A 24,035-nucleotide genomic window follows, 5' to 3' on the forward strand; every position below is an offset into this window, starting at 1 on the left:
CCTTGACCTGGAGTGCGCTCCAGCTTTTAGGATGCCTGCCATGAAGCCCTATCTCTCCATCCAGGAAGCGGCCGCCAGCACCGGCCTGAGTCCCGACACCCTGCGCTACTACGAGCGCATCGGTCTCATCGGCGCGGTGCCCCGGGGGCCGGGAGGACAGCGCCGCTACGTGCCTGACGACATGGCCTGGCTGGCCTTCCTGTTGCGCCTGCGCAGTACCGGCATGCCGGTGCGGCAGATGCAGGAATTCGCCGAGCTGCGTCGGCAAGGCGAAGCCACCGCCGGGGCGCGCCGGGAAATGCTGGAGCGGCACCTGGAGGGCGTGCGGCGGAACATCCGCCAGCTGGAGGAAACGGCGGCGGTACTGGCCTGCAAGGTCGAGCATTACCGGCAGCTGGAGGCTTCATCCATCCAACCCAAGGCAAAAGGAGCCTCCCATGGAAAAGTCCGAAGCGATGCAAAACGAGCGTTACGCCAGAGGCCTGGCAAAGCTGCAGGAGATTGACGGCCAGGCCGGGGAAAAGGTGGTGGCCAGCCTGGCCGACATTGCCCCGGATTTTGCCCGCTACCTGATCGAATTTCCCTTCGGCGACATCTACAGCCGCCCGGGCCTGGACCTGCGCGCCCGGGAAATCGCCGTGGTGGCGGCCCTGACGGCCCTGGGCAATGCGGCACCCCAGCTCAAGGTGCACATCCAGGGCGCCCTCAACGTGGGTGTGAGCCGTCAAGAGGTGGTGGAGACCATCATGCAGATGGCCGTCTATGCCGGTTTTCCGGCGGCCCTCAACGGCCTGTTTGCGGCGCAGGAGGTGTTTGCCGAAGCCGGGTGAGCGGGACGGCGGCGATGTTCCCCGGGGCGGGCGTCCCGGATGCCCCTTGTCGTTGTAAGGGGCGGCAGGTTATGGTCCTGGTCTTGCACATGTCATGGTCCGGAAAATGTCGCGCCACCCCATGTATCCTTCCGTCCGCCTCGCCTTGTTGTTGCTCAATACCTGGTCCTTCTTCACCGGCCTGGCAGCCTTTTATCTCTACTGGTTTCTTTCCATGGCTGGCACCGGGGCGATTACCGAGGGCCTGGCGGCCGATATCGGCCAATTGAACGATGTCGGCATCCTGCGGCAACTGGCCCTCAGTTTGCTGCATGCGGCGGTCGATTTCCGTCAAAGCGGAATCACCCTGGCGGTATGGGGCCTGTCCCTGCTTATGCTCTCGAGCGGCCTGTCCTTGCTGCTGCTGTTCCGGGAAATGCGCCGTCCAGCGCAGCCCAGGGAACCGGAGCCGACGGATACAGGAAGCGGCTTCGTGGCCGACCTGCTGCAGGGGCGCCTGCCGTTGTGGAAGGCCTTCTGGCTTGTCTATGTTCCGGAGCCCTTCCTCGCCAGCCTTGTCGTCAATGTCCTCATCGGGAACCTGGACGGAAAGACCCAGGTGCTGCTGTCCATGTTCGTGTTTCCATTGACCGTCGGTTTAGTGTGGACGCTGCTTTTGAGCGTGACGGTCCTGGTCTGGCGTTGCAGCGACAATACCGCCCGGCCGGTTTGGGGCAAGGTGGCGCGGGTGCTGCTGGTACTGGTCATTGCCGTACCGCTGCTGCAGTTCCTGATCCGCATGGTGCCTTTCCTGGGGCTGCTTTCCCGCAGCTGACGGGGGCTAGTTCTCCCAGGGCGCCTGCTCGAAGGCCGTCGCCAGGAAATTGACCAGGGCCCGCACCTTGCCCGAGAGGTGCTTGCGCGAGGGATAGACGGCGTAGATGCCCAGTTCCCGCTGCTTGTACTGGGGCAGGATGGGCACCAGGCGGCCGCTGGCCAGGTCCTGGTGGCAGAGGAAGGTGGGCTGGAAAACGATGCCCTGGTGGTCCAGGGCGGCGGCGCGGCAGGTGTCGCCGTTGTTGGCGTGGAAGCGGGGGCGGAGATTGACGCTTTCCATGCCGTGGGGGCCTTCCAGTTCCAGGGTGTCGCCGCTGGGGGAATAGCTGTAGCCGATGAACTGGTGCCGGGCCAGGTCGGCCAGGGTCCGGGGCGTGCCGTGGGCCGCCAGGTACTGGGGCGAGGCGCAGAGCAGGATGCGGGTGCTGGCCAGGCGCCGGGAAACCAGGGAGGAGTCGGGCAGGCGGGTGATGCGCACCGCCAGGTCGTAGCCTTCATCCACCAGATCCACCACCCGGTCGTTGAGGCTCACGTCCAGGCTCACTTCCGGATGGGTGGCGAGAAAGGCGCCCCACAGCGGCGCCAGGTGCAGCACGCCGAAGGAGAGGGGGGCGTTGACCTTGAGCTGGCCCACGGCCCGGTTGGTGGTGAGGCCCACGGCGCTGTCCGCGTCCTCCAGTTCTTCCAGGATCTGCTTGCTGCGTTCCAGGTAGAGGCGGCCGGCCTCGGTGAGGGACAGGCGGCGGGTGGTGCGGTGCAGGAGGCGGGCGCCCAGGCGGCTTTCCAGGTCCTGCACCAGGCGCGATACGGCGGCCTTGGAACTGCGCAGCTGGTCCGCCGCCTTGACGAAGCTGCCGCTGTCCACCACGGCAACGAAGGCTTCCATTTCCCGGAATCTGTCCATTTTGTTCCGAATATCAAAACAGTTAGTCACTGGATTGTATATTTATCTTCAATCGTCGGTTCAATAAAGTACGTTCCATCGCGGCCACACCTGTTGCCGCCCACTTTCGAGGGACCGCACCATGACCCTGCCCACCCTGTTCATTTCCCACGGCGCGCCGACCTTCGCCCTGGAGCCCGGCATCATCGGCCCCCGGCTGACGGCCCTGGGGCGGCAGCTGCCCAAGCCCCGGGCGGTGGTGGTGGTGTCCCCCCACTGGATCACCGCCGGCCTGGAAGTGGCCACCAGCGCCCGGCCCGAGACCATCCACGACTTCGGCGGCTTCCCGGAGGCCCTGTACCAGTTGCGCTACCCGGCCGCCGGTGCTCCCGAGGTGGCGGCCGAGGTCCTGGAGGCGTTGGCCCGGGCCGGCTTCCCCGGCCGCAGCAATCCCCACCGGGGCCTGGATCACGGCGCCTGGGTGCCTCTCATGCACCTCTACCCGCAAGCCGACGTGCCGGTGGTGCAGCTGTCCCTGCCCATGACCGGTTCGCCCCAGGTGCTGCTGGCCCTGGGCCGGGCCCTGGCGCCCCTGCGGCAGCAGGGCGTGCTGCTGCTGGCCTCCGGCAGCATCACCCACAACCTGATGGACTTCCGCCTGGGCGGCGGCGAAGCGGCCTATGCCCGGGAGTTCATGGAGTGGGTGGCTGACACCATCGCCGCCGGCGACCTGGACGCTCTGCTGGACCTGCGCCGCCGGGCACCCCACGCGGTGCGTGCCCATCCCACCGACGAACACCTGCAGCCCCTGCTGGTGGCCATCGGTGCCGCCGGCGAGGACTGGGCCGCCGCCCGCCGCCTGGAAGGGGGCCTGGTCTATGGCGTGATCGGCATGGACAGCTATGCCTTCGGCGTCACCGCCGGGGGGGCAAACCAAATCGACCATTCCGCGTCTACCCCGGTGTCCGCCGCGGTAGCTGCCCACTGAAGCGAGGAATCACCATGAACCACAGCACCGACCGTTACAGCAGCACCGCCAAGGCCCTGCACTGGCTGATGGCCCTGGGCCTCTTCGGCGCCCTGGGCGTCGGCTTCTACATGACCGGCCTGCCCCTGTCGCCGCAGAAGCTGCAGATCTATTCCTGGCACAAGTGGGCCGGCGTCAGCCTGTTCCTGCTGGTGCTGCTGCGTTTTGCCTGGCGCCTCGGCCACCGGCCGCCGGCTCCCGTGCCCATGCCGGCCTGGCAGCGCCTCGCCGCCGAGGGCGTGCATCACCTGCTGTACCTGCTGATGTTCGCCATCCCCCTCACGGGCTGGCTGATGAGTTCGGCCAAGGGCTTCCAGACCGTCTATTTCGGCGTGCTGCCCATCCCCGACCTGATCGGCAAGGACCCGGACCTGGGCAACCTGCTGAAGACCGTGCATGTGAGCCTCAACTTCCTGCTGCTGGCCCTGGTGGCCGCCCATGCCGGCGCCGCCCTGAAGCACCACTTCCTGGACCGGGACGCCACCCTGCGCCGCATGCTGCCGGGCCGCTCCTGAGTCGCACCAAGAAAAACGCACGCCAACCCCAACGTCACGGAGATAACACCATGATCAAACAAACCCTCGGCGCCGCCGCCCTGGCCGCCGCCGTCTTCGCCCTGCCGGCCCAGGCCGTCGAGTTCAACGCCGTGCAGGCCGACAAGACCCAGATCGCCTTCACCTACAAGCAGATGAACGTGCCCGTGGATGGCAAGTTCAGGACGAGCGCCGCCAGCATCGCCTTCGATCCGGCCAAGCCCCAGGCCGCCAGGGCCAGCCTGGAGATCGACCTGGCCAGCATCGATGCCGGCTCCCAGGAGGCCAATGACGAAGTGGCAAGCAAGCTGTGGTTCAACACCAAGGCCTTCCCCAAGGCCACCTTCGTCTCCAACAGCGTCAAGGCCCTCGGCAACAACCGCTTCGAGGTCACCGGCAAGCTGAGCATCAAGGGCAAGACCCTGGATGCCACCGCCCCCTTCACCTTCAAGCAGGAGGGCACCAACGGCGTCTTCGACGGCGCCTTTGTACTGAAGCGGGCGGACTACGCCATCGGCGAAGGCATGTGGGCCGACTTCGGCACCGTAGCCAACGAAATCCAGATCAAGTTCCACGTCGTGGCGGCGGCTGCCGCTGCGGCCAAGAAGTAAGCCGTATCGCCGCATCACCCCAACCCCAAGCCGTACCCAGAGAAATCTTAGAAAACCCCTTACAGGAGATTAACCATGATCAAGCAACTCGTCGCCGTCGCCATCGCCGCTTCCTCCTTCGCCGCCGTGGCCGCTCCCGAAACCTATGTGATGGACGGCAGCCACACCTTCCCCCGCTTCTCCTACAGCCACTTCGGCTATTCCACCCAGCTCTCCCATTTCGACAAGACCAGCGGCAAGATCGTCATCGACAAGGCCGCCAAGAGCGGCAGTGTGGACGTGACCATCGACATGAAGTCCGTCAATACCGGCTCCGCCCTGTTCAACGGCCACATCCAGGGCGAGGATTTCCTCGACACCGCCAAGTTCCCCACCGCCACCTACAAGTCCACCAAGGTGAACTTTGACGGCGACAAGGTGGTGTCCGTAGACGGCAACCTGACCATCAAGGGCATCACCAAGCCGGTCACCCTCAGCGTCACCTCCTTCCAGTGCATGCCCCATCCCATGCTGAAGAAGGACGCCTGCGGCGCCAACGCCACCGCCGTCATCAAGCGCAGCGAATTCAACGCCGGCAAGTACGCTCCCTACGTGGGCGACGACGTCACCCTGACCATCGCCGTCGAAGCCATCAAGGAATAAGCCTCCCCGAGGCTGCCTCCGGGCCCGCCGATGCAAGGCGCATCGGCGGGCCTTTTTGCCTTTAGAATGGGCCTCCCCAGATATCGCGCCGGCCCGTCGTGTCTCCCCGCTTCTATCCCAAGTCCTTTCTCAAGCTGCTCTCCCTGGCCTTTCTCGCCGCGGCCCTGCCTCTGGTGGTGGCCCTGGTGCAGACGGCCATGGAGGTGAACCTGCTGGTGCAGCAGAGCCGCCAGGCCGTGGGCCAGACCGCCCAGGCGGCCCGGGCCAGCCGCCAGCTGCTGGAACAGACCGTGGCCCTGGAACGCTCCGCCCGCCAGTACCTGGTGCTGGGAGAGCCGTCCCTGCTGGCGGACTACGACACCCTGCGGGCGGGCTTTCGCACCACCTTCAGCGAGCTGTCCCTGCTGCCCCTGGATGAAGCCCAGCTGCTGGAGCTGAACCGCACCATCGACACCGAGGCCGCCCTGCGCGAGCGCCTGGAGAAGATCCAGGGCGGCAAGGCCCGCCTGGCCGAAGACTATGCCGCCCTTTCCGACCTGGCCCGGGGCGTGCAGCGCATCAGCGACGCCCTCACCGACCGGGAAATGAGCCGCCTCGGCGAACTGGCCGGGGAGGCGGAACAGCGCCTGTGGAAGCAGCTGCTGGCCATGCTGGTGCTGGGCCTGGTGGTGTCGGCCCTGGCCGCCGCCCTCATCGCCCGGCCGGTGCGGGAACTGGAGGCCGCCGTCTCCCGCCTCGGCGGCGGCGACCTGCAGGCGCCGGTGGCGGTGCACGGCCCGGCCGACCTGGAGCGCCTGGGCCAGCGCCTGGAATGGCTGCGCCAGCAGCTGAACGAGCTGGAGGCCCAGAAGGTGCGCTTCCTGCGCCATGTCTCCCACGAACTGAAGACGCCCCTGACCGCCCTGCGCGAAGGGGCGGAGCTGCTGGCCGACGGCGCCGCCGGTTCCCTCTCCGAAGGCCAGCGGGAGATCGTCGCCATCCTCCAGGGCAAGAGCCGCCAGCTGCAGACCATGATCGAGCGCCTGCTCAATGCCCAGCGGGCCCTGGATGAACTGGGGCGCCTCGAATTCGTGCCGGTGGACCTGGCCCGGCTGGTGGGCCGGGGGCTGGACGACCACCGTCTGGCAGCCCAGGCCCGGGGTCTGCGTTTCCAGGCCGAATGCGAGCCCCTGACGGTGTGGGGCGACCGGGACAAGCTGGCCACGGTCCTCGACAACCTGCTCTCCAACGCGGTCAAGTACTCTCCCGAGGGTGGTATGATCGCCGTCGCCCTGAAGTCCGAAGATGGCCTTGCCTGCCTGGACGTGCGTGACCAGGGCCCCGGCGTCGCCCCCAACGACCGGGAACGCATTTTCGACTGGTTCTACCTGGGCGGCAGCCGCCCCGCCGCCGCCAGCGTCCCCGGCAGCGGCCTCGGCCTCGCCATCGCCCGGGAACTGGCCCAGGCCCACCGGGGCCGGCTCGAAATGCTGCCCGAAGGCCCTCCCGGGGCCTGTTTCCGTCTCAGCCTGCCCCTCGCTGCCGCCGGGCGCTGAACCCTCCCTAGCCGAACTGCCTTGTCTTACCGCATACCCATGAAATTCCCATCCCTGCTGCTGAGCCTCTGCCTCTTCCTGGGGGCCTGCAGCCATGTGCCGCCGGCGCCGGTGGACGAAAACCGCCTGGTGCTCGATACCCTGGCCCTGGCCCAGAAGACTGCCGCCGCCAACGTCGAGGAACAGAAGCGGGAGCTGGCGTCCGCCCAGCAGGCCTACAACCGGGAACGCAGCCTGGGCAACCGCCTGCGCCTGGGAGTGCTGCTGGCCTTGCCCCAGCCGGCCCTGGAGGACAAGTCCCGGGCCCTGGCCCTGCTTGAACCCCTGGCCGGCCATGCCGGTCCCGCCGGCCAGCTGGCGACCCTGGTCCAGGGCCAGCTCAACGAGCGCCTGAAGGAAGGGCGCCGGGCCCAGCAACTGAAGGAACAGCTGGACGAACTCAAGTCCATCGAGCGCCAGCTTATCGAGCGCAGCCGCAAGGGGAGGCAATAGCCATGGCCGAACTGCTGCTGGTGGATGACGACGCCGACATCCTAAAACTGCTGGCCCTGCGCCTGGCCACCGCCGGCCACCGGGTGCGCACCGCCGACAGCGGCGAGCAGGCCCTGGTCATGTTCCAGGCCCAGCGGCCCCAGCTGGTCATCACCGACCTGAAGATGGGCGGCATGGACGGCCTCGCCCTGTTCGACGAGATCCAGCGCCGGGCCCCGACCCTGCCGGTGATCGTGCTCACCGCCCACGGCACCATTCCCGAGGCGGTGGATGCCACCCGCCGCGGCGTCTTCGGTTTCCTCACCAAACCCTTCGACGGCAAGGCCCTGCTGGAGCAGGTGGAGCAGGCCCTGCGCCTGGCGTCCCCCGCCGGCCAGGGCGGCGGCGAGAACGAGCCCTGGCGCGCCGATCTGGTGGGCGGCAGCCCGGCCATGCAGGAATTGCTGGAGCGGGCCCGCCTGGTGGCGGCTTCCGATGCCAGCGTCTTCATCGCCGGCGCCAGCGGCACCGGCAAGGAACTGCTGGCCCGGGCCATCCACCTGGCCAGCCCCCGGGCGGATAAGCCCTTCGTCGCCATCAACTGCGCCGCCATTCCGGAAAACCTGCTGGAGTCCGAACTCTTCGGCCACCGCAAGGGCGCCTTCACCGGCGCCACCTATAACCACAAGGGCCTGTTCCTGGAGGCGGACGGCGGCACGGTCTTCCTCGACGAGATCGGCGACATGCCCCTGTCCCTCCAGGCCAAGCTGCTGCGGGTGCTGCAGGAGCGCCAGGTGCGCCCCGTGGGCGCCACCCAGGCGGTGCCGGTGGATGTGCGGGTGGTCTCGGCCACCCACCGGGACCTGGACGAACTCCTGAAAAGCGGCCAGTTCCGCGAAGACCTCTACTACCGCCTCAATGTGGTCTCCCTGGCTCTGCCCCTATTGGCGGAGCGGCGGGAGGACATTCCCCTGCTGGCCAACCATTTCCTGCAGCGCACGGCCAGCCGCTACGGCAAACCCGTCACCGCCTTCGCCCCGGATGCCATGGAAGCACTGGTGACGGCGCCCTGGCCGGGCAATGTGCGGCAGTTGCAGAATGTGGTGGAGCAGGCGGTGGCCCTCTCCCCGGTGAGCGGCGGCCTGGTGCCTGCGGCCCTGATCCAGGGGGCCCTGCGCTCCGGTGATAGCGCCTTCACTTCCCTGGACGAGGCGAAGAAGGTGTTCGAGCGGGATTACTTGGTGCGCCTGCTGCGCCTCACCGAAGGCAGCGTCACCCAGGCGGCCCGCCTGGCCCAGCGCAACCGCACCGAGTTCTACAAGCTGCTGGAACGGCATCAGCTGGACGCCAAGCAGTTCAAGCCCGGGGCCGGCGACAGCGCCTGAGGGGCGTCGGGCTGGCCCGACAAAATAAATCCGTTTTAAATCAATTGGCTGCGATCAATGATGGCAGCCCCTGTCGGGCCGCCCCGAAATTCCGGGGCCGGCCTGTTCTTTTTGTTTTCTCCTAACATACTGATCTTCAAGGAAGTTTTTTTCCTGGCACGGCCGTTGCAATAACGGTTGCAAGCCGCGCTCCCAAGGCGGCGCTTTTTGCCCAGGAGAATAAAAATGAAGTTCAGGAAAGTTGTCATGCTGGCCCTGCTGATCGGTAGCACCGGTCTGTTCAATGCGGCCCATGCCCACGGTGGCATCGACGGCGATGCCGTGGTTGGCGGCGCCCTTGGCGGTGCGGCCGGCGCCGCCGTCGGTTCGGCCATCGGCGGCCGCGACATGGCCATGGTCGGTGGTGCCCTCGGCGCGGCAGCCGGCGTTTCCCTGAATACCCGTTCCCGTTACGACGATGGCCGCCGACGCGGCTATTACGACGACCGCCACGACCGGGGTTACCACCGCGGCCACTACAAGCATCGTCACCGTCACCACCACGACCGCCACGACTGGTAAGCCAGTTCCCCCTGCCAAGGAGCGACCATGGATTCCACTTTCGAAATCGGCCATTCCCCGACCCCGGCCCCGGTGCGGGCCCGTCGCCTGCATCCCCTGCTGACGGCGGCCGCCGTCTCTCTCACCGTCTTCAGCCTGCTGGGCATCGGTGCCATCACCGGCCTCATTCCCTCGGCGTCTTCCCAGCTGCAGGAGAAGGGGGCCGATAAGGACGCCGCCAAGGCGGAGGAGGGCGGCAAGCCCGCCGCCAAGGGGGCCGCCAGCGCCAAGTCCACTTGCGCCAACTGCGGCGTGGTGGAAACGGTGCGCATGGTGCAGCTGGAAGGCAATGCCAGCGGACTGGGGGCCGTGGCCGGCGGCGTCACCGGCGCCCTGGTGGGCAACCAGTTCGGCCGGGGCGGCGGCAATACGGCCATGACCCTGATCGGCGCTGCCGGCGGGGCCTATGCCGGCAACAGCATCGAAAAGAACATGAATCGCCAGACCGCCTACCGCATCACCGTGCGCATGGATGACGGCGCCTACCGCACCATTTCCCAGTCCCACGTGCCCGCCGTGGCCGCCGGCGACAAGGTGAAGGTGGTGAACGGCAACGTCAGCGCCATTCCCTGAACCCATCCCAACCCCGTGGAGAACAACATGAAAACCGCAAAATCCTTCGCCCTCGTCGCCGCTGCCGTCCTGGCCATGACCCTGTCCGCCTGTAGCGGCAATCCCACCCGGCAGCAGGTCGGGGTGGCCACCGGCGCCGTCGTCGGCGGTGTGGTCGGCTCCGCCCTGACCGGCGGCAGCACGGCGGGTACCGTGGCCGGCGCCGCTGCCGGCGGCCTGGTGGGCAACGAGCTGTCCAAGCGTCGCTGACGCCGAGCCGAATCCCTTTGAGCCGCGCCCGGTTTCCGGGTGCTTGTGTAAGCCGGTGGTAGGCGGGGGCGCCTACCATCGGCTCTTTTTTTGGTGCACCGCCGCAGCCGGCCCCGGGTCATGCTAGTATTTTTGTCATAGAAAAAAATACCATCGGCAATGCCCGTCGGCAGGGAGCGAGTGGGATGTTTCCGAATCACAAAATGAGGGCCTGGTTGTTCCCGGCCCTGCTGCTTTGGTGCCTGGCTGCCGCAGGGGGAGCCCAGGGGGGCGAGCGCCCCCGCCTGGTGGCCTTCGCCCAGGACACTCTGGCCAACGACTACCGCCTGGCCCAGGTACGGGCCCTGGTGGAGGCATTCAATCGCCAGCCCGGCGTCAATTTCGTCTTTTCCGATGCCCAGGGCGAGACGGCCCGGCAGGTGGCCGACGTGGAGGATTTCGTCGCCCGCGGCGTCGATGTGCTGATCGTCAGTCCCCGGGATTCCCGGGCCCTGGCGCCCGTGCTGGCCAAGGCTTACCGCCAGGGTATCCCGGTGGTGCTGCTGATGCGCCGGGTGGAGGGGGACGCCTATACCACCTGGGTGGGGCCCGACGACGGGCAGATCGGTGCCGCTGCCGCCGCCTTCATCGCCGCCGAACTGCAGGGCCGGGGCACGGTGCTGGTGCTGCAGGGCATTCCCGGCGCCAGCACCTCCCAGATGCGCACCGCCGCCTTTGTCGAAGCCTTGCGCCGCCACCCCGGCCTGCGCCTGCACAGCATTCGCCCGGCCAATTACCTGCGGGCCGATGCGGTCAAGGCGGTGGAGGAGGCGCTGGAGGAAGGGCGTCCTTTCGATGCCATCTACGCCCAGTCGGACAGCATGGCCAGCGGCGCCCGCCTGGCCCTGCGCAAGCACGGCATCGATCCGGGCCGGCTGGTCATCGTCGGCATCGACTACATCCGGGAGGCGCGCCAGGCCATTGCTGACGGCGAGCAGCGGGCCTCCTTCACCTATCCCCTGAGTACCGAAGCGACGGCCCGGGTGGTGCGGGACATCCTCGCCGGACGCCCGGTGCCGCGGCGGGTGGTGGTGCCCAGCCAGCTGGTGACGCGGCAGGGCAGCGCCCGCCAGGAGCCGGTTTTCTAGATGACCGCCCCCAACTGGCTCCCCAGCATCAAGGCCAAGCTGCTGGCCCTGCTCCTGCTCAGCATCTTTCTGGTGCTGACGGTGGTGGGCACCCTGCTGTCCGTCGGGGTGGAGCGTTTTCACCGGGAGGAAACCCGGGAGGTCTTTGCCACCGCCCAGCGGGCCCTCAGTGCCGAGATTCAGACCCGCCAGGCCTTCCTGCTGCAGATGGCCGGGCGCCTGGCGGCAGATGAAGCCCTGGTGGCCAGCCTCAACCTGGTGTCCCGTTACTCCGATCCCCTGCACTACGATCCCCTGGTGTTCGATGGGGAGAAAAAGCGCCTGGCCGGGGATCTGGTTCGCCTTTCCAGCGCCACCGATCACCTGTCCCTGGTGGTGGTGGACAGCCGGGGCCAATGGGTGGCCTTCGGCCGGGTGGAGAAAAACGGCCAGGAGGCGGGTTTTCTGTCCTTCGACAATGCGGGCGCGCCTCTGGCCTGGCAACAGGACTCCCTCTCGCCCAACCAGTGGCACGCCGGACGTACGCCGGTGGAGGTGGAGTTCCTCGCCGGCCTGGCCCGCAATGCGCCGCCGACCCAGGCCATGGTCCGCTCGCCCGACGGGCTGATGCTGCTGGCCAGCGCTCCGGTGATCCGCCACTTTCCCCGGGGCGAGCCTCTCACGGTCGGGCGGGTGGTGGTGGCCCAGACCCTGGGCCAGGGCTTCCTGGAACAGGTGACCCGCTACACGCCGCTGCACTTTGGCCTGCTCTTCGCCCAGGGGCAGGTGGTGGGGGACATCCAGGCCCTGGCTTCCGAGGTCGATCTGAGCCGGGCGGCGCCGCTCCTGAAAAATGCCGGCAATCCCTTGAGCGGCTGGCAGGAGACGCCCCGGCACTTCCTCATGCTGTTTTCCCTGCCCCTGCTGGGCAACGAACAGGCCTATCCGCTCCTAGTCCTGGAAAAGGAGGGCGTAAACAAGCAGGTGCGGGAAACCCTGGGGGTGTTGCTGCTGGTGCTGCTGTTGGCCGGGGCCCTGGTGGTGCCCCTCGGCCAGGCCCTGGCCAACCGGGGCATCTCCCGGCCGGTGCTGAACCTGCTGGCCAGCGTGGAACGGGTCAAGGCCGGCCAGTACGACGGTATCGCCGGTCAGGCGCCGGGCAGCGTCGAGTTCGCCAGTCTTTTCGATTCCCTGCAGGACATGGCCCATACCATCCGCAGCCGGGAGGACCAGCTGCGCCTGTGGGCCAGCGTGCTGGAACAGAGCCGGGAAGCGGTCTTCGTCACCGATGCGGAAAACCGCATCCTGCTGGTGAACCGGGCCTTCGTCGCCGTCACCGGCTACACCCTGGAAGAGGCGCGGGGGCGGACGCCCCGTTTCCTCCAATCCGGCCGCCACGACCAGGCGTTCTACGCCAATCTGTGGCGCAGCCTGAAAGAGACCGGCCACTGGCAGGGGGAAATCTGGGACCGGGCCAAGGATGGCCGCATCCATCCCCAGTGGGCCGCCATCAGCGCCGTGGCCGATGCCGCCGGGACGGTCAGCAACTACATCGCCATCTACTCCGACCTTACGGAGCACAAGGCGGCCCAGGACCGCATCCAGTTCCTGGCCCAGCACGATCCTCTCACCGGCCTGCCCAACCGCATGCTGCTGCAGGACCGGCTCACCGTGGCCATTGCCGCCGCCGCCCGGGAGGGGCATGAGGTGGGGGTGCTGTTCATCGACCTGGACCGCTTCAAGACCATCAACGATTCCCTCGGCCATTCCGTCGGCGACGAGCTGATCAAGGGCGTCACCAAGCGCCTGCAGGACGCGGTGCGGGAATCGGATACGGTGTCCCGCCTGGGGGGCGACGAGTTCATCGTCGTCCTGCACCGCATCCGCCGCTCCGAGGACGCGGCCCATGTGGCCGACGCCGTCCTGGCCCAGCTGACGGCGCCCTTCAACATCGCCGGCAAGGAGCTGCGGGTGACGGCCTCCATCGGCATCAGCGTCTTCCCTGCCGACGGCGAGGACGAGGAGGGGCTGATCAAGAATGCGGACACGGCCATGTTCCATGCCAAGGAACGGGGGCGCAACAACTACCAGTTCTTCCGCCCGGAAATGAACGCCCGGGCCGGGGAGCGCCTGGCCCTGGAGAACTCCCTGCGGGGGGCGGTGCAGCGCAAGGAATTCGTGCTTTTCTACCAGCCCCAGGTGGAGATCCGCAGCGGCCGCCTGGTGGGGGCCGAGGCCCTGATCCGCTGGCGGCGGGGCGACTCTGGCTTCGTTTCGCCGGCCGATTTCATTCCTCTGGCCGAGGAGACCGGCACCATCCTGGAAATCGGCGACTGGGTCCTGGCCGAAGCCTGCCGCCAGCAGGTGCAGTGGGACCAGCAGTGGCCGGCTATGGGCCTGAAACCGGTGCCGGTGGCGGTGAATCTGTCGTCCCTGCAGTTCCGCCAGAAGCACTTCAAGGAAAACCTGCTCGACATCGTCGGCGACTATCCTCTGCCCGCCGGGCGCATCGAACTGGAACTGACGGAAAGCATCGTCATGGAGGAGCCGGAGCTGGTGGGCGCCGTCCTGGCGGAACTGAAGCAGGCCGGCCTGCGCCTTTCCATCGACGACTTCGGCACCGGCTATTCCAGCCTGTCCTACCTGAAGCGCTTCCCCCTGGACAAGCTGAAGATCGATGCTTCCTTCGTCCGGGACATCGTCAACGATTCGGCGGACCTGGCCATCGTGCACGCCGTCGTCTCCCTGGGCCACAGCCTGGGGCTGAAGGTGGTGGCCGAAGGGGTGGAGCACGAGGCCGAACTGCTGATCCTCAACGCCATGGGCTGTGACATCGCCCAGGGTTACCACTTCTGCCGGCCGGTGCCGGCGGAAAAATTCCAGGCCTGGGTTGCTACCTATGTGCCGGTGCCGCTACGGGGCGGCGTCCCCATGCCGGAAAGCTGAGGCGAAACGATCGCGAAAAAGAGAAACGGCGCCCGCAGGCGCCGTTTTTTCATACCCGTAGCGGGCGAGGTGTGCCTCAGCGCGGCAGGTTGCTGCCCCGGTTGGACTGCACGGTCTGCAGCAGCTGGGCGAAGATTTTCGGGCTGCCCGCCACCACGTTGCCGCTGTCCAGATAGCCGGGTTCGCCGGCCAGGTCCGTAGCCAGGCCGCCGGCCTCGGTGATGAGCAGGGTGCCGGCTGCCATGTCCCAGGGGGAAAGGCCGAATTCCCAGAAACCGTCCAGACGGCCGCAGGCCACCCAGGCCAGGTCCAGGGCGGCGGCGCCCGGGCGGCGGATGCCGGCGCAGGTCTGGGTCAGTTCCTTGAAGATGTTGAGATAGGCATCCACGTGGTCGAAGCTGCGGTAGGGGAAACCGGTGCCGATCAGGGCGTCCTGCAGCTTGGCCCGCTTGCCGACGCGGATGCGGCGGTCGTCGAGGAAGGCGCCGGCACCCTTGGTGGCGGTGAACATCTCGTTGCGGATGGGGTCGTAAACCACGGCCTGGGTCACCTGGCCGCGGTGGGCCAGGGCGATGGAAATGGCGTACTGGGGAAAGCCATGGATGAAGTTGGTGGTGCCGTCCAGGGGATCGATGATCCACTGGTATTCCTCATCCCGTCCGACGGAGGCGCCGCTCTCCTCTGCTAGAATCCCGTGATTCGGGTAAGCCTCGCGCAGGGTTTCGATAATGGCGGCTTCGGCAGCCCGATCCACTTCGGTGACAAAGTCGCTCTGCTGCTTGGCAACGACCTTGAGCAGGTCGATGTCGTTGGAGGCGCGGTTGATGATCTGGCCGGCGCGACGGGCGGCCTTGACGGCGATGTTCAGGGTTGGATGCATGGCTTTTGTAAAGAACTCGAAGGGGCAGTTTCCGGGCTTCCGGTCTTGTAGACCCGGCCGGCGACTGCCCTAAGCATTTGGATAAACCGGCATTTTACACCATGAACCCCATTAGCCCCATTGAGATGCTCGGACGCATCCGCGTCGTGCTGTGCAACACCAGCCATCCCGGCAACATCGGCGCCGCCGCCCGGGCCATGAAAACCATGGGCCTGTCCCGCCTGACCCTGGTCAATCCGAAACAGTTTCCCGACGACGAAGCCACCGCCCGGGCCTCCGGCGCTGCCGACGTGCTGGAGCACGCCCGCATCTGCACCAGTCTGGAAGAGGCCTTGCAGGGCACCGTCCTGGCAGCGGCCCTGTCGGCCCGGCAGCGGGACCTGGGGCCCATTCCCCGGCCGGCGCGCCAGGCCGTGCCCGAGTTGCTGCAGTGGACGGCCCAGGGCGACATTGCCCTGGTCTTCGGCGGCGAGACTTCCGGCCTCACCAATGCGGAGGTGGAACAGTGCCAGCGGCTGGTGACGGTGCCGGTGAACCCGGATTACGGCTCCCTCAACCTGGGGGCCGCCGTCCAGGTGCTGTGCTACGAGGTGCGCCAGGCGGCCTTCGACGGGGCGCCCCCGGTCAGTTCCCTGGCCACGCCCTTTGCGACGCCGCCGGCCAGCCACGAGGAGGTGGAAGGTTTCTACGCCCACCTGGAGCGCCTGATGACGGCCACCGGCTTCCTCAATCCCAACAGCCCACGCCGCCTCATGCCCAAGCTGCGCCGCCTGTTCGGGCGGGCGGCCCTGGAGAAGGACGAGATCAACATCCTGCGCGGCATCCTGGCGGCGGCGGAGAAGCCCCTGCCCGGGGCCAAGATTAATCGGGACAATAGTTGATAAAAATAGTGGGATATTTTAAGATAACCCCACAAATCCAAGGAGTATTGATCCATGTTTGCCCGCCTGCGTGAAGACATCCACTCGGTTTTCGACCGCGATCCCGCGGCCCGGTCCGTGCTGGAGGTGCTCACCTGTTATCCGGGCATCCATGCCATCACCCTGCACCGGCTGGCCCACTGGCTGTGGGGGCATCGCCTGCGCTGGCTGGCCCGTTTCGTCGCCCACATCTCCCGCTTCCTGACCGGCATCGAGATTCATCCGGGGGCCACCATCGGCCGCCGTTTCTTCATCGACCACGGCATGGGCGTGGTGATCGGCGAGACGGCCGTCATCGGCGACGACGTCACCCTCTATCACGGTGTCACCCTGGGCGGCACTTCCTGGAACAAGGGCAAGCGCCATCCCACCCTGGAGAACGGCGTCGTTATTGGCGCCGGGGCCAAGGTGCTGGGGCCCATCACCATGGGTGCCGGCGCCAAGGTGGGTTCCAACGCCGTGGTGGTGCGGGATGTGCCCGGCGGCGCCACCGCCGTCGGCAATCCGGCCCGCATCATCCAGGGCGAGCAGGAGCAGAAGCGGGAGGAGAAGGCCGTGAAAATGGGCTTTTCCGCCTACGCCGTGGCCCAGCAGAACCAGGACGACCCCCTGGCCAAGGCCATCCACGGCCTGCTCGACCACGCGGTGGAAACCGACCGGCGCATCGAAACCCTGCTGCACAAGCTGGAACAGGCCGGCGTGCGGGTGGAGGACGAACTGGCGGTGGCCGACCGTTTCGATCCCAAATACCTGAGCAAAATAGTTGACTAATAAATCCGGGTATCAGTATAGTTGACTTAAATTCTCAGGTATTTCCTGGAGGGCCTAAAAATGCGCTTGACCACCAAAGGACGTTTCGCCGTTACCGCCATGATCGATCTCGCCATCCGTGGCGGTGAGGGTCCGGTGACCCTGGCCGGCATCAGCGAACGGCAGAAGATTTCCCTGTCTTACCTGGAACAGCTGTTCGGCAAGCTGCGCCGCCACAACCTGGTGGAAAGCGTGCGCGGCCCCGGCGGCGGCTACTGTATCGCCCGGCCCCTGGAGCAGGTGACGGTGGCCGACATCATCCGCGCCGTGGATGAGCCCCTAGACGCCACCCAGTGCGGCGGCAAGGAAAACTGCCACGAAGAACACCGCTGCATGACCCACGACCTGTGGTCCACCCTCAATGCCAAGATGTATGAATACCTGGCCTCGGTGAGCCTGCACGACCTGGTGAGCAAGCAGCAGGACAAGGTGGCCCTGCTCACGGGGCAGCGCCTTGGTCCCCGGCCCCGGGTCAAGGAAGTCCTGGTCCGCGCCTGAAAGCTGGATCGCCGCCATGTTCGCCCCGGTCTATCTGGACCATAACGCCACCACCCCGCTGCATCCCGAGGTGCTGGAGGCCATGCTGCCCTATCTGCGCGAGCAGTACGGCAATGCCTCGAGCCGCCACGAGTACGGCCGGGCGGCGCGGCGGGCGGTGGACGAGGCCCGGCAGCAGGTGGCGGCGGCCACCGGCGCCCATGCCACCGAGGTGGTGTTCACCAGCGGCGGTTCCGAAAGCAACAACCTGTTCCTCAAGGGCGCCGCGGCCAGCCTGCGGCCCGGCCTGCTGGCGGTCTCCGCCGTGGAACACCCCTGTATCGCCCGTCCGGCGGAGCAGTTGGCCCGCCAGGGCTGGGAAGTGGCTACCCTGGCCGTTGATGGCGAGGGCAGGGTGGAGCAGGGCGCCTATGCTGAACTTCTGGCCCGGCGTCCGGCCCTGGTGTCGGTGATGCTGGCCAACAACGAAACCGGCGTGCTGCAGGATGTGGTCGCCCTGGCCCAGGCGGCCCGGCCCACCGGCGCCTGGTTCCACAGCGATGCGGTGCAGGTGCTGGGCAAGCTGGAGCTGGATTTTCGCGCCCTCAACGGGGCCGGCGTCCACGCCCTCAGCGTTTCCAGCCACAAGATCGGCGGCCCCAAGGGTGCCGCGGCCCTGGTCCTGGACAAGCGGGTCGAGCTGCAGCCCCTGATCGCCGGCGGCGGACAGGAACGGAACTTGCGTTCCGGTACGGAAAACGTCCCCGCCATTGTCGGGTTCGGTGCAGCCTGTGCCCTGGCGGCCCGTAACGTGAAGGAAAACCGACGCCGGCTGGCGGATTTGCGACAGCAACTGGAAGCCGGTCTGCATCACCAGGGCGCCAGGATTTTCGGTGCCGGCGCCGAGCGCCTGCCCAACACCAGCTACTTCGCCTTTCCCGGTGTGGATGGCGAAACCCTGGTGGGCTACCTGGACCGGGCCGGTTTTGCGGTGGCCAGCGGTGCGGCCTGTTCCTCGGCCAATCCGGAGCCTTCCCGGGTCCTCATGGCCATGGGCGTGGCGCCGGAACTGGCCCGGGGCGCGGTGCGGGTGAGCCTGGGGGCCACCAGTACGGCGGCCCAGATTGAAGAATTTCTCGGGGTGCTGAAGGGCACCCTGGAACGCCTGACCAGCCTCACGGCCATGGCGTCGTAACGGACAACAAGAACGTGCAAAACCTTTTTGGAGCGACGAGAACATGAAACTGCCCATCTACCTCGACTACTCGGCCACCACGCCCGTGGATCCGCGCGTGGCGGAAAAGATGATCCCCTTCCTGGTGGAGAAGTTCGGCAACCCCGCCTCCCGCTCCCACAGCTACGGCTGGGAAGCCGAGGCCGCCGTGGAAGAGGCCCGGGAGCAGGTCGCCGCCCTGGTGAATGCGGACCCCAAGGAAATCGTGTGGACCTCCGGCGCCACCGAATCCAACAACCTGGCCATCAAGGGTGCCGCCAATTTCTACGCCGGCAAGGGCAAGCACATCATCACCGTCAAGACCGAGCACAAGGCCGTGCTCGACACCGTGCGCGAAATGGAGCGCCAGGGCTTCTCCGCCACCTACCTGGACGTGCAGGAGAACGGCCTGATCGACCTGGAAGTGCTGAAGGCCGCCATCCGTCCCGACACCGTGCTGGTATCCGTGATGTTCGTGAATAACGAAATCGGCGTGGTCCAGCCCATCGCCGAGATCGGCGAGATCTGCCGCGAGAAGGGCATCATCTTCCACGTCGATGCGGCCCAGGCCACCGGCAAGGTGGATATCGACCTGGACAAGCTCAAGGTGGACCTGATGAGCTTCTCCGCCCACAAGACCTACGGCCCCAAGGGCATCGGCGCCCTCTACATCCGCCGCAAGCCCCGCGTCCGCCTGGAAGCCCAGATGCACGGCGGCGGCCACGAGCGCGGTTTCCGCTCCGGCACCCTGGCCACCCACCAGATCGTCGGCATGGGCGAAGCCTTCCGTCTGGCCAAGGAAGAGATGGTCGAGGAAAATAAGCGCATTGCCGCCCTGCGCGACAAGCTGCTGAAGGGACTTTCCGACATGGAAGCGGTCTACGTGAACGGGGATCTGGAGCACCGCGTCGCCCACAACCTGAACATGAGCTTTGCCTACGTGGAAGGCGAGTCCCTGCTGATGGCGATCAAGGACGTGGCCGTTTCCTCCGGTTCCGCCTGCACCTCCGCCAGCCTGGAACCTTCCTACGTTCTGCGTGCCTTAGGGCGGGAAGACGAACTGGCCCACAGTTCCATCCGCTTCTCCATCGGCCGCTTCACCACCGAGGAAGAGGTGGATTTCGTGGTCAAGCTGCTGCACAGCAAGGTGGGCAAGCTGCGCGAACTGTCCCCCCTGTGGGACATGTTCAAGGAAGGCATCGATCTGAATACCGTCCAGTGGGCTGCCCACTGAACCTGAATTAAGGAGCAATCATCATGGCATACAGCGTCAAGGTCCTGGACCACTACGAAAATCCCCGCAACGTCGGTTCCTTCACCAAGGAGGAAGAGGGCGGCGTCGGCACCGGCATGGTGGGCGCCCCCGCCTGCGGCGACGTCATGAAGCTGCAGATCAAGGTCAACAAGGAAGGTGTCATCGAGGACGCCAAGTTCAAGACCTACGGCTGCGGTTCCGCCATTGCCTCCTCCAGCCTGGTGACCGAGTGGGTCAAGGGCAAGAGCCTGGATCAGGCCCTGGAGATCAAGAACACGGACATCGCCGAAGAACTGGCCCTGCCGCCGGTGAAGATTCACTGCTCCATCCTGGCGGAAGATGCCATCAAGGCGGCGGTGGCCGACTATAAGAAGAAGCACGGAGACAACTGAGCTTTATTGTCCAGTTTTCCAAGGGGAACACATCATGGCGGTTACACTGACCGAGCAGGCGGCCAAGCACGTGGCCAACTACATCACCAAACGCGGCAAGGGCATCGGCCTGCGCCTGGGCGTCCGCACCAGCGGCTGCTCCGGCATGGCCTACAAGCTCGAGTTCGCTGACGAACTGGCCGAAGACGATCAGATTTTCGAGTGCCACGGCGTCAAGGTGCTGGTGGATCCGAAGAGCCTGCCCTACCTGGACGGCACCGAGCTGGACTATGCCCGTGAAGGCCTGAACGAGGGGTTCAAGTTCAACAACCCCAATGTCAAGGATCAGTGCGGCTGCGGCGAAAGCTTCAAGGTCTGAGGCGGCTTGCCTGGGCGTCATTGCCCGGGCTGCCGTGCTGCTTGCACTGTCCCGCAGGGATTCCCTGGGGACATCTTCTTGGGGCGCGCCTAGCCCTGGCTGCGCTTTGCCCGCGGGTGGAGCCTGATCCGCCCAAAAAACAATACAATCGGGGCCGCCATGGATTTCAACGCTGATCATTTCACCCTTTTCGGGCTGCCCCGGGTCTTCAATGTGGACCTGGGCGTGCTTGATGCCCGCTTCCGCGAGGCCCAGGCCCAGGTGCATCCGGACAAGTTCGCCGACGCTTCCGAAGCGGACCGGCGCCTGTCCATGCAATGGGCGACCCGGGTCAACGAGGCCTACCAGGCCCTGAAGAAACCCCTGCCGCGGGCCCAGTACCTGCTGCATCTGGCGGGCCAGGACGTGGGCGCCGAAAACAACACCGCCATGCCCGTGGATTTCCTCATGGAGCAGATGGAATGGCGCGAAGCCGTGCAAGAGGCGCGGCAGGCCGGCCAAGTGGATGAACTGGAAGACCTGCATTTCCGCCTGCGGGACCAGATTGCCGAACGCTATGCCGAACTGGGCACCCTGTTCGACCAGCAGGCCGACTACCCGGCAGCGGCCGACCTGACCCGCCGCCTGATGTTCCTGGAAAAGCTGCAACACGATATTGACGAGGCCCTGGTGGCCCTGGAAGACCAATAATGGCCCTACTGCAAATCGCCGAACCCGGCCAGTCCGAACTGCCCCACGAACACAAGCTGGCGGTGGGCATCGACCTGGGTACCACCAATTCCCTGGTCGCCACCGTGCGCAGCGGCATGGCCGTGGTCCTCAACGACGAGGACGGCCGCGCCCTGCTGCCCTCCGTGGTGCGCTACACCCCGGAAGGGGAGGTGGTGGTGGGCATCGAGGCCCAGGCCGAGCAGGCCCGGGACCCGAAGAACACCATCGTCTCCGTCAAGCGTTTCATGGGCCGGGGCCTGGAAGACATCGGCCATGTGGAATCCGCCCCCTACGATTTCCAGGTGGCGCCGGGCATGGTGCGGCTGAAGACCCGGGCCGGGGTGAAGAGCCCGGTGGAGGTCTCCGCCGACATCCTCAAGGTGCTGCGCACCCGGGCCGAAGCCGCCCTGGGCGGCGAACTGGTGGGCGCCGTCATAACCGTGCCCGCCTACTTCGACGACGCCCAGCGCCAGGCCACCAAGGATGCGGCCCGCCTGGCCGGACTCAACGTCCTGCGCCTACTCAACGAACCCACTGCCGCCGCCATCGCCTACGGCCTGGACAACGGCTCCGAGGGCATCTACGCCGTCTACGACCTGGGGGGCGGCACCTTCGACATTTCCATCCTGCGCCTCTCCAAGGGCGTTTTCGAAGTCATGTCCACCGGCGGCGATTCGGCCCTGGGCGGCGACGATTTCGACCAGCGCATCCTCTGCTGGATCAGCGAGACCGCCAAGCTGGCGCCCCTGGCCGCCATGGACGCCCGCCTGCTGCTGACCAAGGCCCGGGAAGCCAAGGAATACCTGACCGGGCACAACGAGGCGCCGATCACCGCCAAGCTCACCAGCGGCGAACTGGTGAACCTCAAGCTTTCCGCCGAAGTCTTCAACGACATCACCCAGACCCTGGTGGCCAAGACCCTGCAGCCCTGCAAGAAGGCCCTGCGGGATGCGGGCCTGCGTCCCACCGACGTCAAGGGCGTGGTCATGGTGGGCGGCGCCACCCGCATTCCCGCCATCCAGAAGGCCGTGGGCGAGTTCTTCCGCCAGGAGCCCCTGACCAACCTGGACCCGGACAAGGTGGTGGCCATCGGCGCCGCCACCCAGGCCAACCTGCTGGCCGGCAACCGCAATCCCGGCGACGACTGGCTGCTGCTGGACGTGATTCCCCTGTCCCTCGGCCTGGAGACCATGGGCGGCCTGACCGAGAAGGTCATCCCCCGCAATTCCACCATCCCCGTGGCCCGGGCCCAGGAATTCACCACCTTCAAGGACGGCCAGACCGCCATGGCCATCCACGTGGTTCAGGGCGAGCGGGAGCTGGTGTCCGACTGTCGTTCCCTGGCCCGCTTCGAACTGCGGGGCATTCCCCCCATGGTGGCCGGGGCGCCGCGCATCCGCGTCACCTTCCAGGTGGATGCGGACGGCCTGCTCTCCGTCACCGCCCGGGAACAGACCTCCGGCGTGGAGGCCTCCGTGGCCGTGAAGCCGTCCTACGGCCTCACCGACGACGAAATCACCGGCATGCTGCAATCCTCTCTGGAGCACGCCAAGGACGACGCCTTCCGCCGCGCCCTGCAGGAAGCCCGGGTAGAGGCCGACCGCCTGCTCGAAGCCACCGAAGCGGCCCTCAAGGAAGACCCCCACCTGCTGGATGCGGGCGAGCGGGCCCGGGTCGATGTGGCCCTGGAAAAGCTGCGCACCGTCATTCAGGGCGAGGACCGCCATGCCATCAACCACGGCATGGACCTGCTGGCCCTGGAAACCAATGAATTTGCCGCCCGCCGCATGGACCAGAGCATCAAGCGAGCCCTGGCCGGGAAGCGGGTGGACGACGTGAAAATCGGAGAAGAAGAATGACCCAGATCATCGTCCTGCCCCATGAGGAGCTGTGCCCCGAGGGCGCCGTGATTGAGGCCGAACCGGGCACCAGCGTCTGCGATGCCCTGTTGCAGCACGATATCGAAATCGAGCATGCCTGCGAGAAGTCCTGTGCCTGCACCACCTGCCACGTGGTGATCCGGGAAGGCTTCAATTCCCTGGAACCGGCCGAGGATCTGGAAGAAGACATGCTGGACAAGGCCTGGGGCCTGGAGCCCAATTCCCGCCTGTCCTGCCAGGCCATCGTCAAGGCCACGCCCCTGGTGGTGGAAATCCCCAAGTACACCATCAACATGGCCAAGGAAGGCAAGCACTGAGGAGAGCGCCATGAAATGGACCGACATCAACGATATTGCCATCGAACTCGCCGACGCCCATCCGGACGTGGACCCCACCAAGATCAATTTCGTGGACCTGATGAACTGGGTCATGGCCCTGCCCGGATTCAACGACGATCCCAAGCACTGCGGCGAGAAAATCCTGGAAGCCATCCAGGGCGCCTGGATCGAAGAGGCCGAGTAATTCGGGTGATGCGGGCGAATTGACCCCGCCCGCAGCCGAGGTGGAACGAAGCAATCAGGACAGGGAAGGCACGACCATGGAACAGCGCTTCAGCGACCAGCAACTGGAACGGATCATCGACGAGGCAACCATCTACATGTGTGCCTGTCCGGCCCAGGTGGCGGCGGCCATCCGCGACCTGCGCGGGCTCTATCGCTACCAGCAGGACTGTCTGGAGGCGCCGAGCAGCGAGCGGCCGGTGCACCAGCTCATCGCCGCCTCCACCAACACCGCCCATGCGGAACTGGAAGAGTGCCTGGACCGGGTGCTCGACCTGGAGGGCTGGGACCGCCAGACCCTGCGCATGCCCGAAGGCCTGCGCCGCAAGCGGGAGGAATCCCTGGCCGGCTTGTAGCCCCGGGAAAGCATTT

Annotated in this window: 29 protein-coding genes; 27 read left to right on the forward strand and 2 right to left on the reverse strand. The window is 66.5% G+C overall.

All coding sequences use genetic code 11. From position 1 onward, the window contains the following. Positions 1–40 precede the first annotated feature (40 nt). The 3 genes from EV678_RS02640 (at position 41) to EV678_RS02650 (ending at position 1,644) form a co-directional block, all read left to right on the forward strand. On the forward strand, positions 41–505 hold the full coding sequence (locus tag EV678_RS02640; protein ID WP_130458421.1) for a MerR family transcriptional regulator: 465 nt from the start codon (positions 41–43) through the stop codon (positions 503–505). Further along, a complete protein-coding gene (locus EV678_RS02645; protein WP_235832394.1) occupies positions 438–830 on the forward strand; it encodes a carboxymuconolactone decarboxylase family protein in 393 nt (130 codons plus the stop codon). Before EV678_RS02640 ends, EV678_RS02645 begins: the two co-directional genes overlap by 68 nt. 121 nt (positions 831–951) lie before the next feature. Further along, positions 952–1,644, forward strand: coding sequence for a hypothetical protein (locus tag EV678_RS02650; protein ID WP_130458422.1), 693 nt, complete (start codon positions 952–954; stop codon positions 1,642–1,644). 6 nt (positions 1,645–1,650) lie between these two features. Here the strand turns inward: EV678_RS02650 and EV678_RS02655 are convergent, their stop codons facing one another. Then, entirely contained in the window at positions 1,651–2,532 is an 882-nt protein-coding gene (locus EV678_RS02655; RefSeq protein ID WP_268907593.1) for a LysR family transcriptional regulator, read from the reverse strand. A 139-nt stretch (positions 2,533–2,671) separates the two neighbouring features. Here EV678_RS02655 and EV678_RS02660 point away from each other — a divergent pair, with 139 nt between their 5' ends. From EV678_RS02660 to EV678_RS16445, 12 genes are all read left to right on the forward strand, one after another. Further along, on the forward strand, positions 2,672–3,517 hold the full coding sequence (locus tag EV678_RS02660) for a DODA-type extradiol aromatic ring-opening family dioxygenase (protein ID WP_130458424.1): 846 nt from the start codon (positions 2,672–2,674) through the stop codon (positions 3,515–3,517). 14 nt (positions 3,518–3,531) lie between these two features. After that, positions 3,532–4,071, forward strand: coding sequence for a cytochrome b (locus EV678_RS02665; RefSeq protein WP_014237409.1), 540 nt, complete (start codon positions 3,532–3,534; stop codon positions 4,069–4,071). A 50-nt stretch (positions 4,072–4,121) separates the two neighbouring features. Continuing rightward, a complete protein-coding gene (locus EV678_RS02670; protein ID WP_130458425.1) occupies positions 4,122–4,700 on the forward strand; it encodes a YceI family protein in 579 nt (192 codons plus the stop codon). Between the two features lie 75 nt (positions 4,701–4,775). Continuing rightward, positions 4,776–5,342 carry a YceI family protein gene (locus tag EV678_RS02675; RefSeq protein WP_130458426.1) on the forward strand — a complete coding sequence of 189 codons (567 nt, stop codon included), beginning with the start codon at positions 4,776–4,778 and terminating at the stop codon, positions 5,340–5,342. A 98-nt stretch (positions 5,343–5,440) separates the two neighbouring features. Beyond that, the gene (locus EV678_RS16440) at positions 5,441–6,877 is read left to right on the forward strand and encodes a HAMP domain-containing sensor histidine kinase (protein ID WP_130458427.1); all 1,437 of its coding nucleotides are present in this window, start codon (positions 5,441–5,443) and stop codon (positions 6,875–6,877) included. Between the two features lie 39 nt (positions 6,878–6,916). Further along, complete coding sequence (locus EV678_RS02685; RefSeq protein ID WP_130458428.1) at positions 6,917–7,369, forward strand: hypothetical protein; 453 nt, start codon at positions 6,917–6,919, stop codon at positions 7,367–7,369. A gap of 2 nt (positions 7,370–7,371) precedes the next feature. Further along, positions 7,372–8,733 carry a sigma 54-interacting transcriptional regulator gene (locus EV678_RS02690; protein WP_014237414.1) on the forward strand — a complete coding sequence of 454 codons (1,362 nt, stop codon included), beginning with the start codon at positions 7,372–7,374 and terminating at the stop codon, positions 8,731–8,733. Between the two features lie 225 nt (positions 8,734–8,958). Further along, positions 8,959–9,294, forward strand: coding sequence for a hypothetical protein (locus EV678_RS02695; protein ID WP_014237415.1), 336 nt, complete (start codon positions 8,959–8,961; stop codon positions 9,292–9,294). A gap of 27 nt (positions 9,295–9,321) precedes the next feature. Beyond that, positions 9,322–9,906 carry an outer membrane lipoprotein gene (locus EV678_RS02700; RefSeq protein WP_014237416.1) on the forward strand — a complete coding sequence of 195 codons (585 nt, stop codon included), beginning with the start codon at positions 9,322–9,324 and terminating at the stop codon, positions 9,904–9,906. 27 nt (positions 9,907–9,933) lie between these two features. Further along, positions 9,934–10,155: a glycine zipper 2TM domain-containing protein gene (locus EV678_RS02705; protein ID WP_130458429.1), complete on the forward strand. Its 222-nt coding sequence runs from the start codon at positions 9,934–9,936 to the stop codon at positions 10,153–10,155. A gap of 203 nt (positions 10,156–10,358) precedes the next feature. Further along, a complete protein-coding gene (locus tag EV678_RS02710) occupies positions 10,359–11,282 on the forward strand; it encodes a substrate-binding domain-containing protein (RefSeq protein ID WP_157870622.1) in 924 nt (307 codons plus the stop codon). Further along, a complete protein-coding gene (locus tag EV678_RS16445; protein WP_130458430.1) occupies positions 11,283–14,207 on the forward strand; it encodes a putative bifunctional diguanylate cyclase/phosphodiesterase in 2,925 nt (974 codons plus the stop codon). It begins immediately after the preceding gene. Positions 14,208–14,283: 76 nt separating this feature from the next. Here the strand turns inward: EV678_RS16445 and EV678_RS02720 are convergent, their stop codons facing one another. Then, positions 14,284–15,087, reverse strand: a complete 804-nt coding sequence (locus EV678_RS02720) for an inositol monophosphatase family protein (RefSeq protein ID WP_014237420.1) — start codon at positions 15,085–15,087, stop codon at positions 14,284–14,286. Positions 15,088–15,188: 101 nt separating this feature from the next. On the opposite strand from EV678_RS02720, the gene EV678_RS02725 reads away from it, so the two are divergent. From EV678_RS02725 to EV678_RS02780, 12 genes are all read left to right on the forward strand, one after another. After that, positions 15,189–15,968 carry an RNA methyltransferase gene (locus tag EV678_RS02725; protein WP_130458431.1) on the forward strand — a complete coding sequence of 260 codons (780 nt, stop codon included), beginning with the start codon at positions 15,189–15,191 and terminating at the stop codon, positions 15,966–15,968. A gap of 54 nt (positions 15,969–16,022) precedes the next feature. Next, entirely contained in the window at positions 16,023–16,778 is a 756-nt protein-coding gene (cysE, locus tag EV678_RS02730) for a serine O-acetyltransferase (protein ID WP_130458432.1), read from the forward strand. A gap of 60 nt (positions 16,779–16,838) precedes the next feature. Next, positions 16,839–17,315, forward strand: coding sequence for a Fe-S cluster assembly transcriptional regulator IscR (gene iscR / locus EV678_RS02735; protein WP_014237423.1), 477 nt, complete (start codon positions 16,839–16,841; stop codon positions 17,313–17,315). A gap of 16 nt (positions 17,316–17,331) precedes the next feature. Further along, a complete protein-coding gene (locus EV678_RS02740; protein ID WP_130458433.1) occupies positions 17,332–18,489 on the forward strand; it encodes a cysteine desulfurase family protein in 1,158 nt (385 codons plus the stop codon). Positions 18,490–18,532: 43 nt separating this feature from the next. After that, entirely contained in the window at positions 18,533–19,741 is a 1,209-nt protein-coding gene (locus EV678_RS02745) for an IscS subfamily cysteine desulfurase (RefSeq protein WP_130458434.1), read from the forward strand. Between the two features lie 23 nt (positions 19,742–19,764). Continuing rightward, on the forward strand, positions 19,765–20,154 hold the full coding sequence (gene iscU, locus EV678_RS02750; RefSeq protein ID WP_014237426.1) for a Fe-S cluster assembly scaffold IscU: 390 nt from the start codon (positions 19,765–19,767) through the stop codon (positions 20,152–20,154). Positions 20,155–20,188: 34 nt separating this feature from the next. Next, positions 20,189–20,512: an iron-sulfur cluster assembly protein IscA gene (gene iscA / locus EV678_RS02755; protein WP_014237427.1), complete on the forward strand. Its 324-nt coding sequence runs from the start codon at positions 20,189–20,191 to the stop codon at positions 20,510–20,512. A 159-nt stretch (positions 20,513–20,671) separates the two neighbouring features. Then, positions 20,672–21,202, forward strand: coding sequence for a Fe-S protein assembly co-chaperone HscB (gene hscB, locus EV678_RS02760; RefSeq protein ID WP_130458435.1), 531 nt, complete (start codon positions 20,672–20,674; stop codon positions 21,200–21,202). Then, on the forward strand, positions 21,202–23,082 hold the full coding sequence (gene hscA / locus EV678_RS02765) for a Fe-S protein assembly chaperone HscA (RefSeq protein ID WP_014237429.1): 1,881 nt from the start codon (positions 21,202–21,204) through the stop codon (positions 23,080–23,082). The genes hscB and hscA overlap by 1 nt, the downstream gene beginning before the upstream one ends. Beyond that, complete coding sequence (fdx, locus tag EV678_RS02770; protein ID WP_014237430.1) at positions 23,079–23,420, forward strand: ISC system 2Fe-2S type ferredoxin; 342 nt, start codon at positions 23,079–23,081, stop codon at positions 23,418–23,420. Before hscA ends, fdx begins: the two co-directional genes overlap by 4 nt. Before the next feature lie 10 nt (positions 23,421–23,430). Further along, positions 23,431–23,625 carry a Fe-S cluster assembly protein IscX gene (iscX, locus tag EV678_RS02775; protein ID WP_014237431.1) on the forward strand — a complete coding sequence of 65 codons (195 nt, stop codon included), beginning with the start codon at positions 23,431–23,433 and terminating at the stop codon, positions 23,623–23,625. Positions 23,626–23,665: 40 nt separating this feature from the next. Continuing rightward, entirely contained in the window at positions 23,666–24,019 is a 354-nt protein-coding gene (locus tag EV678_RS02780) for a hypothetical protein (RefSeq protein WP_235832395.1), read from the forward strand. The last annotated feature ends 16 nt before the right edge of the window (positions 24,020–24,035 follow it).

The sequence above is a fragment of the Azospira oryzae genome, from assembly GCF_004217225.1.
In the GTDB taxonomy this organism is placed as follows: domain Bacteria; phylum Pseudomonadota; class Gammaproteobacteria; order Burkholderiales; family Rhodocyclaceae; genus Azospira; species Azospira oryzae.

Bases quoted from the DNA above. Each gene is read 5' to 3' on its own strand.
- EV678_RS02640 (WP_130458421.1), top strand. From the start codon at position 41: ATGAAGCCCTATCTCTCCATCCAGGAAGCGGCCGCCAGCACCGGCCTG.
- EV678_RS02645 (WP_235832394.1), top strand. From the start codon at position 438: ATGGAAAAGTCCGAAGCGATGCAAAACGAGCGTTACGCCAGAGGCCTG.
- EV678_RS02650 (WP_130458422.1), top strand. From the start codon at position 952: ATGTATCCTTCCGTCCGCCTCGCCTTGTTGTTGCTCAATACCTGGTCC.
- EV678_RS02655 (WP_268907593.1), bottom strand. From the start codon at position 2,532: ATGGAAGCCTTCGTTGCCGTGGTGGACAGCGGCAGCTTCGTCAAGGCG.
- EV678_RS02660 (WP_130458424.1), top strand. From the start codon at position 2,672: ATGACCCTGCCCACCCTGTTCATTTCCCACGGCGCGCCGACCTTCGCC.
- EV678_RS02665 (WP_014237409.1), top strand. From the start codon at position 3,532: ATGAACCACAGCACCGACCGTTACAGCAGCACCGCCAAGGCCCTGCAC.
- EV678_RS02670 (WP_130458425.1), top strand. From the start codon at position 4,122: ATGATCAAACAAACCCTCGGCGCCGCCGCCCTGGCCGCCGCCGTCTTC.
- EV678_RS02675 (WP_130458426.1), top strand. From the start codon at position 4,776: ATGATCAAGCAACTCGTCGCCGTCGCCATCGCCGCTTCCTCCTTCGCC.
- EV678_RS02685 (WP_130458428.1), top strand. From the start codon at position 6,917: ATGAAATTCCCATCCCTGCTGCTGAGCCTCTGCCTCTTCCTGGGGGCC.
- EV678_RS02690 (WP_014237414.1), top strand. From the start codon at position 7,372: ATGGCCGAACTGCTGCTGGTGGATGACGACGCCGACATCCTAAAACTG.
- EV678_RS02695 (WP_014237415.1), top strand. From the start codon at position 8,959: ATGAAGTTCAGGAAAGTTGTCATGCTGGCCCTGCTGATCGGTAGCACC.
- EV678_RS02700 (WP_014237416.1), top strand. From the start codon at position 9,322: ATGGATTCCACTTTCGAAATCGGCCATTCCCCGACCCCGGCCCCGGTG.
- EV678_RS02705 (WP_130458429.1), top strand. From the start codon at position 9,934: ATGAAAACCGCAAAATCCTTCGCCCTCGTCGCCGCTGCCGTCCTGGCC.
- EV678_RS02710 (WP_157870622.1), top strand. From the start codon at position 10,359: ATGAGGGCCTGGTTGTTCCCGGCCCTGCTGCTTTGGTGCCTGGCTGCC.
- EV678_RS16445 (WP_130458430.1), top strand. From the start codon at position 11,283: ATGACCGCCCCCAACTGGCTCCCCAGCATCAAGGCCAAGCTGCTGGCC.
- EV678_RS02720 (WP_014237420.1), bottom strand. From the start codon at position 15,087: ATGCATCCAACCCTGAACATCGCCGTCAAGGCCGCCCGTCGCGCCGGC.
- EV678_RS02725 (WP_130458431.1), top strand. From the start codon at position 15,189: ATGAACCCCATTAGCCCCATTGAGATGCTCGGACGCATCCGCGTCGTG.
- cysE (WP_130458432.1), top strand. From the start codon at position 16,023: ATGTTTGCCCGCCTGCGTGAAGACATCCACTCGGTTTTCGACCGCGAT.
- iscR (WP_014237423.1), top strand. From the start codon at position 16,839: ATGCGCTTGACCACCAAAGGACGTTTCGCCGTTACCGCCATGATCGAT.
- EV678_RS02740 (WP_130458433.1), top strand. From the start codon at position 17,332: ATGTTCGCCCCGGTCTATCTGGACCATAACGCCACCACCCCGCTGCAT.
- EV678_RS02745 (WP_130458434.1), top strand. From the start codon at position 18,533: ATGAAACTGCCCATCTACCTCGACTACTCGGCCACCACGCCCGTGGAT.
- iscU (WP_014237426.1), top strand. From the start codon at position 19,765: ATGGCATACAGCGTCAAGGTCCTGGACCACTACGAAAATCCCCGCAAC.
- iscA (WP_014237427.1), top strand. From the start codon at position 20,189: ATGGCGGTTACACTGACCGAGCAGGCGGCCAAGCACGTGGCCAACTAC.
- hscB (WP_130458435.1), top strand. From the start codon at position 20,672: ATGGATTTCAACGCTGATCATTTCACCCTTTTCGGGCTGCCCCGGGTC.
- hscA (WP_014237429.1), top strand. From the start codon at position 21,202: ATGGCCCTACTGCAAATCGCCGAACCCGGCCAGTCCGAACTGCCCCAC.
- fdx (WP_014237430.1), top strand. From the start codon at position 23,079: ATGACCCAGATCATCGTCCTGCCCCATGAGGAGCTGTGCCCCGAGGGC.
- iscX (WP_014237431.1), top strand. From the start codon at position 23,431: ATGAAATGGACCGACATCAACGATATTGCCATCGAACTCGCCGACGCC.